We start from the raw sequence: 13,261 nt of genomic DNA, 5'->3' as shown, positions 1-13,261 counted from the left end.
GCGATCAGGCAGGCAGTTCAAGATATGGCAACGATGTCCATTGGCAAGGCATGGGAGGAGGCCGTGGCCTTCGTCGCGCGCGAAGCCACGCTGCTTTTCCCCGTCGCGCTGCTGTTCGTGGCGCTGCCGGGCCTGATCCTGCAGGAAATGACCCCGCCGGAACTCGCCGCCTGGTCGCTTTCGCCCACCGCATCGACCATGCCTGCGGTTCCCCTCAGCTACTGGCTGGGACTGATAGTGGCGGTCCTTCTGGTCTGGTTCGGATCGCTCACCCTGTTCGCGCTGGCCCTGCGTCCCGGCATCAGCGTCGGCGAAGCGCTGCGCCTGGGCCTCAATCGCCTGCCCGTATTGATCGGTACGGCCCTGGTGGTGATCGGGGCGCTGATGGCGGCTGCGATGGTGCTGGTTACCGTCATGATCCTGCTGTCGCTGGTGTCGAAGCCGCTGGCAGCGGGCGGCGGGGTTCTGTTGGGATTCGGGCTGGTCGGGCTGGCGCTCTTCGCCAGTATCCGGCTGATGCTGCTCAATCCGGTCGTGATTGACGGCAGCGCTGGCGTCATGCCCTCGCTGCGTCAGTCATGGTCGCTCACGCGCGGTCATTTCTGGCGGCTGCTGGCCTTCATTCTCATCACCCTGATTGTGTCGGCGATCGCCAGCACGGCGGCGCAGGCGATCTTCGGTCTGATCGGCGGCCTCATCGGCGGCGCGGAAGCCGCGCGGCTGATCGGCGGAGTCGCTGGCGCTGCCATTTCGACAGCCATCCAGGTCTATATGCTGGTCATGATCGCCCGCCTCTATCGTCAGGCGTTGGCGGACTGATCCAGCAACGGCACATGCGGCGCACAGTCGCGCGGTAAAATACCGGCGAGGCGCGGGTCGGCGAATGTCTCGATCTCGCGCCTGGTCGGGACGAACCCGGCCTTGATATAGAATCCCAGCGCTGCGGGACTATCTAGCGTGCAGGTGTGGACCCAGAATCGCTCCACCCCCTTGCGCCATGCCAGCGCCTTGGCCTGCGCCATCAGCCATTTGCCATGGCCCTTGCCGTTCAGTTGCGGCACCAGCCCGAAAAAGGTCAGTTCGCAATCGGGCATCGCGCGGAAGTCCAGCTCCAGCAATCCGACCTCGATCCCGCGTGGATCAGCAACGGCGTAAATCTCGACCATCGGATCATGGATGATCGCGGCGAGCGATTCGTCGCTCATCACCAGCCGTGAAAACCACAGCCATGGTTCGCCCACCCGGCGAAACAGGGCGCGATAGGTATCGATCTTCGGCGCCTTCCATCGCACCAGTTGCAGCGGGGCGGGTGGAATCGGCGCGGGGCGGGGGCGCGCCCGCATTTCCAGATGAGTGACGACCGCCGCCACCATCCCCGGCTCGACCGGGATCGACCCCATCGCGCCTTAGCTCCAGCTGGCCATGGGCGGCAGGCTCATCAGGATCGCCTCGATATTGCCCCCGGTCTTGAGGCCGAACAGCGTCCCCCTGTCATGCACCAGATTGAATTCGGCATAGCGGCCGCGCCATTCCAGCATTTGGGCATAGTCCGCCTCGCTCCATTCGTCGCCCATGCGCCGCCTTACGATCGGCGGATACGCCTCCAGAAAAGCCTCGCCCACCGCACGGGTAAAGGCGAAGTTGGCGTCGAACCCGGCATCGTCGGCACATTCCAGATGATCGTAGAAAATCCCGCCGACCCCGCGATGCACGCCGCGATGGGGAATGTAGAAATACTCGTCGGCCCACGCCTTGAAGCGGGGATAATAGTCCCCGTCATGCGCATCGCAGGCGCGCTTCAGCACATCGTGAAAATGGGCCGTATCCTCCTCGCGCGGCAAGGGCGGGTTCAGGTCCGCGCCGCCGCCGAACCAGCTTTTGGTCGTCACCAGATAGCGCGTGTTCATATGCACGGCAGGAACGTGGGGATTGGCCATATGCGCGACCAGGCTGATGCCGGTGGCGAAGAAAGCGGGGTTTTCGGTCGCGCCATGGATCGTCTGCGCGAATCCGGGGGCGAACTCCCCGCCGACGGTGGAGACGTTGACGCCGACCTTCTCGAAAATCTTGCCCTTCATCACCCCGCGCACGCCGCCGCCGCCTTCGCCGGGCGCCTGCCCTTCGGCTTCGCGGTCCCAATGGGTGTAGGCAAAGCGGGCCTCGCTGCCGGCCTCCCGCTCGATCGCCTCGAACGCGGCGCAGATTCGGTCGCGCAGCGATTCGAACCAGGCGCGCGCGGCCTGCTGCCGGGAATCGAGGGCGAAGGGGACGGTAGGCACGGGGGCTGGGGTTATCGGGGCAGGGGTCATTGCGGGAACTTTCCGGTCTGGCGCAGGGCTTCGGCGACGGCGATGCCCGTGGAAACGGCGATGTTCAAGGATCGAAACCCCGCCGCCATCGGAATGCGGATGCGGATGTCGGCCATGTCGCGTACCGCCTCCGGTACGCCGGCGCTTTCCGATCCCATCAGCAACACATCGTTGGCGTGGAAGGCAACGTCGGGCAACCGCTCCGACGCATGGGCGCTCATCAGCAGCAGGCGGCGGCCCTGCGCGCGGCGTTCGGCGTCGAAGGCCGCGAAATTGGCGTGGCGGGTGACATCGGCCGACGCGCCATAGTCCATGGCCGCGCGCTTCAGGCGCGCGTCGGAAAAGGCGAATCCGGTTGGCATGATGATATCCACCGGCACGGCAAAACAGGCGGCCAGGCGCAGGATCGCGCCGACATTGCCCGCTATTTCGGGTTGATAAAGGGCTATACGCATGACCCGCGCCATAATGCAGCGGGGCAAATTGTCATAGGGTCAGTGACTTTGCTGTTGGCAAAGAGCGCGCACTGAGGTTATCAGGCCCGCGAACCACGCCGGGGGGAAGGCGGGGCCGTTTCGCATGGCCATCCGAATTCCTTGACATAAAGGCGCCGGAAACGGCGCTCCGGCGGGATCAGGGACGTTCTTGCAAGGGTTAAGGTGCATGGCGATCGTTGAACATACAGACAGCACGGGTCTATCCGGCGATGATGGGGTGCGTCGTCGCGATTTCATCAACATCGCTGCGGTGAGTTTCGCGGGGGTCGGCGCTGTTGCCGTCGTCCTGCCGTTGATCGACCAGATGAACCCCAGCGCCGACGTGCTGGCGCTTGCATCGACCGAAGTTGATCTTTCGGCCATCCAGCCGGGTCAGGCGATCAAGACCACCTTCCGCAGCCAGCCGCTTTTCGTGCGCCAGCTGACGGAAAAGGAAATCGCCGAAGCCGACAAGGTGGACCCTTCCACGCTGCGCGATCCGCAGACGCTGGAAGAGCGCACCGTGGATGGCAAGAAGCAGTGGCTGGTGACCATGGGTGTCTGCACCCATCTGGGCTGCGTGCCGCTGGGCGCGGGCGAAGGTGAAAATCGGGGTGAATATGGCGGCTATTTCTGCCCATGCCATGGTTCGTCCTACGATACCGCCGCGCGCATCCGCAAAGGCCCCGCGCCCAAGAACCTGGAAGTGCCGAAGTTCGCCTTCACTTCCGACACCGCCATTCTCGTAGGCTGAGGTAAGAAACGATGAGCTTTCCCTGGGCTGAGCAATATACGCCGAAAAATCCGGTCATGGTGTGGATCGACGAGAAGCTGCCGCTTCCGCGTCTCGCCTATAACGCCGTTGGCGCGGGCTATCCCGTGCCGCGCAACCTCAACTATTTCTGGAACTTCGGTGTTCTCGCCGGTCTTGCGCTGGTGATCCAGATCGTCACCGGCGTGATCATGGCGATGCATTACGGCGCCAATGATCTCGTCGCGTTCAGCACCGTCGAACAGACGATGCGTGACGTGAACGCGGGCTGGCTGATGCGCTATGCCCACGCCAACGGGGCAAGCTTCTTCTTCATCGTCGTCTATCTCCACATTTTCCGCGGCCTCTATTTCGGTTCCTACAAGGCGCCGCGCGAAATGGTGTGGCTGCTCGGCCTCGTCATCTTCCTGCTGATGATGGCGACCGCGTTCATGGGCTACGTCCTCCCTTGGGGCCAGATGTCCTACTGGGGCGCAAAGGTGATCACCGGCCTGTTCGGCGCGATCCCGGTCGTGGGCGAACCGATCCAGACCTGGCTGCTGGGCGGCTTTGCCCCTGGTAACGCTTCGCTCAACCGCTTCTTCTCGCTCCACTTCCTGCTGCCCTTCGTGATTGCCGGTGTCATCATCCTGCACATCTGGGCGCTGCATATTCCCGGTTCCTCGAACCCGACCGGCGTGGAAGTGAAGGGGCCACAGGACACTGTGCCGTTCCACCCCTATTATACCGCAAAGGATGGCTTCGGCGCGGGCGTGTTTCTCATCGCCTTCTGCGCGCTGCTGTTCTTCGCCCCCAACTTCCTGGGCCACCCGGATAACTATATCGAGGCGAACCCGCTCTCGACCCCCGCGCACATCGTGCCGGAATGGTATTTCTGGCCCTTCTACGCCATCCTGCGCGCGTTCACCGTGGACTTCTTCTTCGTGCCCGCAAAGCTGCTCGGCGTGCTGGCGATGTTCGCGTCGATCCTGCTGCTCTTCTTCCTGCCCTGGCTCGACACCTCGCCGGTGCGGTCGGGCAAGTATCGGCCGACCTTCAACAAGTTTTTCTGGATCCTGTGCCTCGACGTGCTGATCCTGGGCTGGTTGGGCGGCGCGCCGGCCGAAGAACCCTATGTCATGATGAGCCAGTTGGCGGGTGCCTATTATTTCGCCCACTTCCTGATCATCCTTCCGCTGATCTCGCGTTTTGAAAAGCCGCTCCCGCTGCCCGGCTCGATTACCGAGGCTGTGCTGGCCAAATATGGCAAGACCGACGGCGAAACCGTCGCGGTTCCGGCCGAATAAGGGGTAGATAAGACCATGGTTCGCATTGGCGCATTCCTCGTCGGCCTCTTCTTTGCAGGCTGGCTGTTCATCTCCTTCCTGGTTGGTGCGGTGGCTTATGTCTCCGAACCGCCGCAGCCGACCGTGGAGCATGAATTCCACAAGCCGGTAAAGCATGTGTCCTTCTCGTTTGACGGGCCGCTTGGCAAATATGATCAGGCGCAGCTGCAACGCGGCTTCCAGGTGTTCAAGGAAGTCTGCTCGGCTTGCCACAGCCTGAAATTCGTCGCTTTCCGCGATCTTCAGGCGCTCGGCTATAACGAAGCCGAAGTGAAGGCGATCGCCAAGCAGTGGGCGATCAAGACCCCGTCGGTCGACCCGGCTACTGGTGAGGCGTCGAGCCGTGATCCTGTGCCCGCGGATCATTTCCCCCTGCCTTTCGCGAACAATGTCGCGGCGGCGGCGGCGAACAACAATGCGATCCCGCCAGACCTGTCGCTGATGACCAAGGCCCGCCACCATGGCAGCGCCTATGTCTATTCGCTGCTGACGGGCTTCCAGGCGCAGCCGGCTGAACTGCTCAAGGAGTTCCCGGATGCCAAGACGCCGGAAGGGCTGCACTACAACCCCTATTTCCCGAACCTCAACCTTGCCATGGCGCCGCCGCTGACGGCTGATGGCCAGGTGACCTATGGTCCGGGCCAGCCCAAGCCGACCGTCGACCAGATGGCGCAGGACGTCTCGGCCTTCCTGACCTGGACCGCCGAACCCAAGCTGGAAAACCGTCGGCGCGCGGGTCTGGCGACGCTGATCTTCCTGCTGATCGCGACGGGCCTGGCTTATATGTCCTATCAGAATATCTGGGCGGACAAGAAGAAGGCGGCCTGACCGTCCGGTCCGACAGGACAAGCATAGCAAAGGGCGCGGTTTCTTGAGGAAGCCGCGCCCTTTCTCTATAGGGGCGCGATGACGAGCGACCTGACTGACCTCATCCGCACCATTCCCGACTTTCCCAAGCCGGGCATCCAGTTTCGCGACATCACGACGCTGCTGGCTGATGGGGAAGGGCTGCGCGACCTGACCGCGCGACTGGCCGACATTGCCCGTCCGCTGGACCCGGACCTGATCGTGGGTATCGAGGCGCGGGGCTTCATCCTCGGCGCGGCGCTGGCGTTCACGCTCGGCAAGGGCTTCGTGCCGGTGCGCAAGAAGGGCAAGCTCCCCGGCAAGACCGTGGGCATCGATTATGTTCTGGAATATGGCACCGACCGGCTGGAACTGCATGAAGGCCAGGTGCCCAAGGGCGCGCGCGTGTTGCTGGTCGATGATCTGATCGCCACTGGCGGTACGGCTGTGGCTGCGGCGCAGTTGCTGCGCGAACAGGGGGCAAGCGTGCTCATGGCCCTGTTCGCGATCGACCTGCCCGATCTCGGCGGCATGGCGGCGCTCGCCGCCGAAGGCGTCGCCGCGCGGGCCATCATGGCGTTTGCGGGCGAGTAGCCGACCCCGGCACGTCGCTATTTTGCCAGCGCGGCCGCCAACCCGTCCACCGCCAGCGCCAACCGCTCGTCCAGCAGGCCCAGCAACGCCGTCCAGCCATGGATATGGGCCAGTTCGCCCGGCCCGTCAGAAATGCCGCGCAGCCCCATCAGCGGAACGCTATAACGGGCGCAGGCGCGTGCTACTGCAAATGTCTCCATGTCCACCATGTCGGCGTCGATCGCCGCATAGTCATCGCCGCCCACGATATTGGCGCCGGTCGACAGTCGCGCGCTCGGCAAAGCGAGGGGCGTGACCAGCGGCAGATCGACCGGATGATCCGCGAACGGCGTCACCCCCTTCACGAACCCTAGTCGCGACGCATCCATGTCGCGCCACGATACGCTGGCCACCTGCACCACTTCGCCCAGCTCGCAGATCCGCGATCCGGCCGATCCCAGGCAGACGACCAGATCGGGCAGGGCGTTTGCGCGCGCCATGTCGTGCAGGGCAATGCCGGTCGCCAATGCCGCCTCGATCGGGCCAACCCCGGTCATCAGCGGCGCGAATCGGGCGCGCAGTTGCGGCCCATATTCCGCGTCGGCCGCCATCACGAACAGCAGGCGTTGCCCCGAAATCGTCTCGCAAACCGGGATCATATCATCCTCCGCCTGTGGCAAAAGAGAAAGCCCGCCACCTGAAACCAGGCGACGGGCTTTGTCATGGTGGGCGTAGCAAGGATTGAACTTGCGACCCCTGCGATGTCAACACAGTGCTCTACCACTGAGCTATACGCCCACGGGAGTTGGGCCAATAGCCGGGGGACCGGACCTGCGCAAGCGGGAAATTGCAGGGGTGCGACATTCTTCTGGACAGGGCAGGGACGGCCCATATGCTGCGGTGCAAACAGGGGGACGCCAGACCTATGCTGCCATCGCCATCTTCGCCGATCCAGACGACGCCGCGTCTGCCATGGTATCGCCAACTCTATGTTCAGGTACTGATCGCGATCGCGCTGGGCGTCAGCCTTGGCCATTTCTTCCCCGACATGGGCGTGCAGCTAAAGCCGCTGGGGGACGCGTTCATCAAGCTGGTGAAGATGATCATCGCCCCCGTCATTTTCCTCACCATCGTCACCGGCATTGCCGGAATGAAGGAATTGGGCGCGATCGGCCGGGTCGCGGCCAAGGCTTTTGCCTATTTCCTGACCTTTTCGACGCTCGCGCTCATTGTCGGGCTGATTGTCGCCAATCTGGTCCAGCCGGGTGCTGGCCTGAATATCGATCCGGCAAGCCTCGACGCGGGCAAGGTCGCGGACTTCGCGCACAAGGCGCATGAAACCACGCTGACGGGCTTCCTGATGAGCATCATCCCGTCGACCATGGTGTCGGCGGTCGCGGACGGCAACATCCTGCAAGTGCTGTTCGTCGCCATCCTGTTCGGCATCGCGCTGACCATGATCGGCGACAAGGCGGCGCCGTTGATGGCGGTCCTCGAATCGGCCAGCCATGCCGTATTCAAACTGGTCGCTTTCCTGATGAAGGCGGCGCCGGTCGGGGCGTTCGGGGCGATGGCCTTCACCATCGGCGAATATGGCGTGGGCACGCTTGCCAATCTGGTCGGTCTGGTCGCGACCTTCTACCTGACCTCGCTGCTGTTCGTGCTGGTGGTGCTGGGCACGGTCGCGCGGCTGGCCGGCTTCAATATCCTGCACCTCATCCGTTACCTGAAGGCGGAATTGCTGCTCGTACTCGGCACATCCTCGTCCGAAGCCGCGCTGCCCAGCCTGATCGAGAAGATGGAGCGGGCGGGATGCCGCAAGTCGGTGGTCGGGCTGGTCGTGCCGACCGGCTACAGCTTCAACCTCGACGGCACGAACATCTACATGACGCTGGCGGCGCTGTTCATCGCGCAGGCATGCAATGTCGACCTGACCCTGCAACAGCAGGTGTTGCTGCTGCTCGTCGCGATGATTTCGTCCAAGGGCGCGGCGGGCGTGACGGGCGCAGGGTTCATAACGCTGGCGGCGACGCTGTCGATCGTGCCGTCGGTGCCCGTCGCGGGCATGGCGCTGATTTTAGGGGTCGACCGCTTCATGAGCGAGGTTCGGGCACTCACCAACTTTGTCGGCAACGCCGTCGCCACCATCGTCGTATCAGCGTGGGAAAAAGGGCTGGACCGCGAACGGCTCACCGCCGCGATGGCCGGCATCCCGCTCAACCCCACGGCCGATATGGAAGAAGTGATCGAGGATTGACGGGCGGGGTCAGTTCAGCCCGGTCAGGCTTTCGCTGCCGAACATCCGTTCAACCTCCAGCACCAGGTCGCGCAGGTGGAAGGGCTTGGACAATACCTTGGCCTGCGGCACGGCCTTCCCGGCCTTCAGCGTCACTGCGGCAAAGCCGGTAATGAACATGATCCGCATGTCCGGGGCTACGGACGCCGCATGCTGCGCCAGTTCGATCCCGTCCATTTCGGGCATCACGATATCGGTCAGCAACAGGTCGAATCGGTCGGACGCGATATGAGGCAGGGCTTCGGTGCCGGTCGCGACGGCCACGACCTCATAGCCGGATCGTTCCAGCGCGCGGGCCAGATAGACCCGCATACTCTCGTCATCTTCCGCCAATAATATGCGAACCATTGCGCCAGCTACTCTCATTGCCGTTTCCGGCCTGTCCCCCATGCCCCCGTCAGGGTGGCGTCCCTGTCCGATATATGCGACAAGGTGTAAACATTATCCAGCCAAGTAACCATTTTTGGTGCGGCCACTCATATGGCCGGTGAAAGGAGCCTTATTGGATCGTCCCGCGCCATGTCCTCCCGCCCGGACAGAGGCGGGTTTCGACCAATTCGGCCCCGCCAATCCCGACCGGCCCATCATCCTTTCCGTACCCCATGCCGGGCGCGATTATCCGCCCGAACTGCTGGCGCAAGCGCGGGTACGGCGGCAACAATTGCAACGGCTGGAAGATCGCTGGGCCGACCTGCTGGTCCATCCGCTCATCGCGCGCGGCTTCACCGTCGTCCTTGCCCGCGCCCCGCGCGCGCTGATCGACCTCAACCGTCACGAGCGCGAAATCGACCCTGCCATGCTCGTCGGTGCGCCGCGCGACGCCGCGCTTCAGAGCAGCGTCAAGCTGCGCGGCGGGCTGGGCCTTTTCCCCCGCCGCATGGTCGGCGCGCATGAATTATGGCACAAGCCTGTGGCGTGGAGCGAGGCGCAGCGCCGGATCGAAACGATTCACCGGCCCTATCATGCCGAACTGACCCGCCTGATGAGGGCAGCGCGCGACGCCTTTGGCCATGCGATCCTGATCGACCTTCATTCCATGCCGCCGCTGCCGCCGCCCGCCGCCGGGCAGGAAGCACCCAAAATCGTTCTGGGCGATCGGTTCGGGCGCAGCGCCTCCACCCGGCTGATGACGCTCGCAGCCGATGTCGCCGCGGGCCATGGCATCGTCGCGGCGCAAAACCATCCCTATGCCGGCGATCATCTGATCGAACGCCATGGTCGTCCCGAAAGCGGCATGCACGCGATCCAGATAGAGGTGGATCGCAGCCTCTATCTGGATGACGTGCTGGATCAGCCGGGGCCGGGCCTCGCCCGGATACAGGAGATCATCATGGCCATCGCCCAGGCGTTGGCGAATGAATTGCCGCGCGCCGATTATGCGCTGGCGGCCGAATAGGCGTCAGCCGCCGCGCGCGATGACCAGCCGCGCGCCTGTTACGCTCAGATGGTGCGAATCGAAATAGAGCGGCTTGCCGCCCTGCTCGATCGCGCAGTGCCGGGCATCGCACAGCGCGACTGCCGGATCGATCAGCCTGACGCCCCGTGCCTGCCATCGCGCAAATAGCGCGCGCAAATGGACGGTCCGGGCATCCAGCCAGGACCGCGCGACGCCTTGCGCCTCTGCCAGTCGCCCGGCGCGTGCCAGGTGGGCAAGGCGGCGCGGCACGTCGAAGGGTTGCGGAGGCACCGCGCCGATCAGCACGACCTCCCGCCCTTCGGCCCGGATCGCGGCGATGCTGCGGTCCAGCTTCGCCACGAATGCCGGATCGTCAAACGCGCCATTGGCCCAGAAGGCGGCCAGATAGACGCGGCGGATGGCGGGGTTTGCGCGCAATGCGGCAAATGCGGCGCGATTGGCCGCCGCGCACCGCGCATCCCTTGGCGCATCATAGCCCAGCACCGGCGGGCAACTCGATGTCGTGCGCTGCACCAGCGCCCATCCTTGCGCCCTGGCCTCCAGCGCCAGCGCATAGGCCAGTTCGACCCCATGGCTGTCACCCCACAGCATCGCATCGGGCGGGACCGCCGCGCCCAGCACGCATGGCGTCGCGCCACGGGCGAATATGTCGTGGCAGCGCTTGCGCTCGGGGCTGATGTCTTCGCGCCCGGCGGCCTGCGCCAACACCGTCGGCGCGAAACGCGATGGCCATGGTCCCGCCGCCATCAACGCCAGCGACAAGGTGCACAGCAGCGCCATGGTCGCGCCGGTGAAGCGGAAGATGGTGCGCGCGGGCATCGCCTGCGAATCGCGAAAGGGGCGCTCGACAAAGCGCCAGGACAGGATCGCCGCGACAAATGATCCGGCAATGACCGCGATTCGCGTCCAGCCCGTAACGGCCATGTCGGTCGCATATTCAGTGAACACGATCAGCGGCCAGTGCCACAGATAGAGCGAGTAGGAGACAAGACCCACGCCCACCAGTGGCGCCCGGCCAAGCAACCGTCCCGCGCTCGTTCCCGGCGCGCTGTGGATCAGCGCCGCCGCGCCCAGCACCGGGGCGAGGGCGGCGATGCCGGGGAACAGCGTGTCGCGATCATAACAGCCGACCGCGAACGTGATTCCGGCGATCCCGCCCCACGCCACCAGTTCGCGCAACCAGCGGGCCTTTAGCGCGGGCACGACGCCCAGCGCCAATGACGCCCCCGCCAGCAATTCCCAGGCGCGCGTCGGCAACAGATAGAAGGCGAAACCGCTGGTATCGCGCTGCATCGCGATCGACAGCAGCAGCGATCCTGCCGCAATCGCCATCACCACCGCCGTTCGCCAGCGGGGGGCGAAGCGGGCAATCAGCATCAGCAGGATCGGGAAGCCGATATAATATTGTTCCTCCACCGCCAGCGACCATGTGTGGAGCAGCGGCTTGACGTCCGCGCCCCCCGCGAAATAGCCGGTGTCGGTAAAGAACCACAGGTTCGAGGCAAACAGCGTGGCGGCCAGCGCGGACCGTGGCACCCCCTCCAGGTCACCGGGCAGATAGAGCCAGGCGCTCAGCGCCAGCACCACCAATATCATCAGCCCCAGCGCAGGGACGATCCGCCGGAATCGCCGCTCGTAAAAGCGCGCGAGCGAGAAGCGGCCATCATCGACTTCGCGGGCGATGATGCCGGTGATCAGATAGCCTGAAATGACGAAGAATATATCAACGCCGACATAGCCGCCATCAAATCCCGGCACATGGGCGTGGAACAGCAGCACCGGCAGAATCGCCAGGGCGCGCAGTCCGTCGATATCGCGGCGATAATGCATCGGCCCCGCTTAGGGGCAAAGCCCTGACATTTGCTTTACCGGCGACTCGAACGGATGTTGGGATGGTTAAAATTGCAGCAAGCGATTGCGTTTGGCGCAACCGCGCTTTCATCCTTCGCATTTGCGAAAATTCTGCCCCGGCTGCACAAGAACTGTGCCTTTCAGGCATCCTCTCCTAAACTTTTTGGGCTGGTCTGCGGATCGGCCCTTTTTTTTGGCTCCGGCTTGGTCTAGGCGAATTGCGCTACAGCCGCGCCATATAAAATGTTTCTGGAGAGGGGCCGCCGGTAAGACCGGCAGGGCGAGGCCATAGCAAGGGGGATTGAGCGGCGCTCCGCTCTCCCCCACTTTTCCTATCTCTGACCATCGCTGAACAGGAACGCCGCCGATCGGCTATTCCCGTCCATAGGCTGTGACCATTTCCACTTCCGCCTTGTCGCCCAGAATCACGCCGACGCGCTGGTGCAGGCTGGTGGCGTCGACATCCATGATCGGGATGAAGCCGTCGGTGGCGGCGCCGCCGGCCTGCTCGATCAGATAGCTCATCGGATTGGCTTCATACATCAGGCGCAGCTTGGCCTTGCCGGGCGTGCGATGGTCGGCGGGATACATGAAAATGCCGCCGCGCTTCAGGATGCGGTGGACGTCCGCGACCATGGAAGCGGTCCAGCGCATATTGTAGTCCACCCCGCATGGCCCCTGCGCGCCCATCACCCGTTCTTCGATATAGCGGGCGATGCCGGGCGACCATTGGCGGCGGTTGGACATGTTGATGGCGAATTCGCACTTGCCCTGCGGCATCTTCATGTCGGGATCGGTCATGACCCAGCTGCCGACTTCGCGGTCCAGCGTGAATTCATATACGCCGGTCCCGACGCTCAGCACCAACAGCGTCTGCGGGCCATAAATGGCATAGCCCGCTGCGACCTGCGCCCGGCCATTCTGAAGGAAATCCTCTTCCGTCACTTCGCGACCGGCACATTCGTCGGGCGCTTTCAGCACCGAAAAGATCGTCCCGACCGACAGGTCGACGTCGATATTGCTGGACCCGTCGATCGGATCGAACAGCAGCAGATATTCACCCTTGGGATAGCGGTTGGGGATGCGGTGGATCGTTTCCATCTCTTCCGACGCCATCGCCGCCAGATGTCCGCCCCATTCATTGGCGTCGAGCAGCAGTTCGTTGGCGATCACGTCCAGCTTCTTCTGCACTTCGCCCTGCACATTTTCACTGTCCAGGCTGCCCAGCACTTCGCCCAGCGCACCCTTGCTCACCGAATGGCTGATCGTCTTGCACGCGCGCGCCACGGTTTCGATCAACAGGCGCAATTCGGCGGGCAGCGCATTGGCCAGCCGCTGTTGTTCGATCAGGAAACGGGTGAGGGTGGTTCTGGCCATGAGCTGCCTTTCGCTTGGG

Annotated in this window: 14 protein-coding genes and 1 tRNA gene; 7 read left to right on the top strand and 8 right to left on the bottom strand. The window is 63.8% G+C overall.

Annotation, left to right across the window (positions count from 1 at the left end):
* Positions 1-24 precede the first annotated feature (24 nt).
* On the top strand, positions 25-819 hold the full coding sequence (locus tag AC07X9_RS10545; protein WP_017182858.1) for a DUF7847 domain-containing protein: 795 nt from the start codon (positions 25-27) through the stop codon (positions 817-819).
* Here the strand turns inward: AC07X9_RS10545 and AC07X9_RS10540 are convergent.
* Genes AC07X9_RS10540 through AC07X9_RS10530 form a run of 3 tightly spaced genes read right to left on the bottom strand, consistent with a single transcriptional unit; the run spans position 801 to position 2,776 of the window.
* On the bottom strand, positions 801-1,400 hold the full coding sequence (locus tag AC07X9_RS10540) for a GNAT family N-acetyltransferase (protein ID WP_017182857.1): 600 nt from the start codon (positions 1,398-1,400) through the stop codon (positions 801-803). The two genes, AC07X9_RS10545 and AC07X9_RS10540, sit on opposite strands and share 19 nt — an antisense overlap.
* A 6-nt stretch (positions 1,401-1,406) precedes the next feature.
* The gene (gene hemF, locus AC07X9_RS10535) at positions 1,407-2,309 is read right to left on the bottom strand and encodes an oxygen-dependent coproporphyrinogen oxidase (RefSeq protein WP_051034299.1); all 903 of its coding nucleotides are present in this window, start codon (positions 2,307-2,309) and stop codon (positions 1,407-1,409) included.
* Complete coding sequence (locus AC07X9_RS10530) at positions 2,306-2,776, bottom strand: tRNA (cytidine(34)-2'-O)-methyltransferase (RefSeq protein ID WP_017182855.1); 471 nt, start codon at positions 2,774-2,776, stop codon at positions 2,306-2,308. The genes hemF and AC07X9_RS10530 overlap by 4 nt, the downstream gene beginning before the upstream one ends.
* Before the next feature lie 196 nt (positions 2,777-2,972).
* Here AC07X9_RS10530 and petA point away from each other — a divergent pair, with 196 nt between their 5' ends.
* The 4 genes from petA to AC07X9_RS10510 all read left to right on the top strand — a co-directional run bounded on the left by petA (position 2,973) and on the right by AC07X9_RS10510 (position 6,322).
* Positions 2,973-3,539 carry a ubiquinol-cytochrome c reductase iron-sulfur subunit gene (petA, locus tag AC07X9_RS10525; RefSeq protein ID WP_017182854.1) on the top strand — a complete coding sequence of 189 codons (567 nt, stop codon included), beginning with the start codon at positions 2,973-2,975 and terminating at the stop codon, positions 3,537-3,539.
* A gap of 11 nt (positions 3,540-3,550) precedes the next feature.
* Positions 3,551-4,843 (top strand): cytochrome b, encoded by a 1,293-nt coding sequence (locus AC07X9_RS10520; protein ID WP_017182853.1) that lies wholly within the window; start codon positions 3,551-3,553, stop codon positions 4,841-4,843.
* A 15-nt stretch (positions 4,844-4,858) separates the two neighbouring features.
* Complete coding sequence (locus tag AC07X9_RS10515) at positions 4,859-5,710, top strand: cytochrome c1 (protein ID WP_017182852.1); 852 nt, start codon at positions 4,859-4,861, stop codon at positions 5,708-5,710.
* Between the two features lie 78 nt (positions 5,711-5,788).
* Positions 5,789-6,322 carry an adenine phosphoribosyltransferase gene (locus AC07X9_RS10510; RefSeq protein WP_017182851.1) on the top strand — a complete coding sequence of 178 codons (534 nt, stop codon included), beginning with the start codon at positions 5,789-5,791 and terminating at the stop codon, positions 6,320-6,322.
* Positions 6,323-6,339: 17 nt separating this feature from the next.
* Here AC07X9_RS10510 and AC07X9_RS10505 read toward each other — a convergent pair whose 3' ends face one another.
* Positions 6,340-6,960 carry a 5'-methylthioadenosine/S-adenosylhomocysteine nucleosidase gene (locus AC07X9_RS10505; protein ID WP_017182850.1) on the bottom strand — a complete coding sequence of 207 codons (621 nt, stop codon included), beginning with the start codon at positions 6,958-6,960 and terminating at the stop codon, positions 6,340-6,342.
* A 64-nt stretch (positions 6,961-7,024) separates the two neighbouring features.
* Positions 7,025-7,099 (bottom strand) — tRNA-Val (locus AC07X9_RS10500).
* 127 nt (positions 7,100-7,226) lie between these two features.
* Between AC07X9_RS10500 and AC07X9_RS10495 the strand changes: the two genes are divergently transcribed.
* Positions 7,227-8,558 carry a dicarboxylate/amino acid:cation symporter gene (locus AC07X9_RS10495; protein WP_017182849.1) on the top strand — a complete coding sequence of 444 codons (1,332 nt, stop codon included), beginning with the start codon at positions 7,227-7,229 and terminating at the stop codon, positions 8,556-8,558.
* Positions 8,559-8,567: 9 nt separating this feature from the next.
* Here the strand turns inward: AC07X9_RS10495 and cpdR are convergent, their stop codons facing one another.
* Positions 8,568-8,945: a cell cycle two-component system response regulator CpdR gene (gene cpdR, locus AC07X9_RS10490; protein ID WP_017182848.1), complete on the bottom strand. Its 378-nt coding sequence runs from the start codon at positions 8,943-8,945 to the stop codon at positions 8,568-8,570.
* 154 nt (positions 8,946-9,099) lie between these two features.
* On the opposite strand from cpdR, the gene AC07X9_RS10485 reads away from it, so the two are divergent.
* A complete protein-coding gene (locus AC07X9_RS10485; protein ID WP_017182847.1) occupies positions 9,100-9,993 on the top strand; it encodes an N-formylglutamate amidohydrolase in 894 nt (297 codons plus the stop codon).
* Between the two features lie 3 nt (positions 9,994-9,996).
* Here the strand turns inward: AC07X9_RS10485 and AC07X9_RS10480 are convergent, their stop codons facing one another.
* Together AC07X9_RS10480 and AC07X9_RS10475 are read right to left on the bottom strand one after the other, a co-directional pair.
* Entirely contained in the window at positions 9,997-11,844 is a 1,848-nt protein-coding gene (locus AC07X9_RS10480) for an acyltransferase family protein (RefSeq protein WP_017182846.1), read from the bottom strand.
* Positions 11,845-12,237: 393 nt separating this feature from the next.
* Positions 12,238-13,242: a class 1 fructose-bisphosphatase gene (locus AC07X9_RS10475; RefSeq protein ID WP_017182845.1), complete on the bottom strand. Its 1,005-nt coding sequence runs from the start codon at positions 13,240-13,242 to the stop codon at positions 12,238-12,240.
* Positions 13,243-13,261: the final 19 nt, after the last annotated feature.

The sequence above is a fragment of the Sphingobium sp. GW456-12-10-14-TSB1 genome (assembly GCF_059424385.1).
Note: the sequence above shows the minus strand (reverse complement) of the source record. Positions and strands in the feature narration are given on the sequence as shown.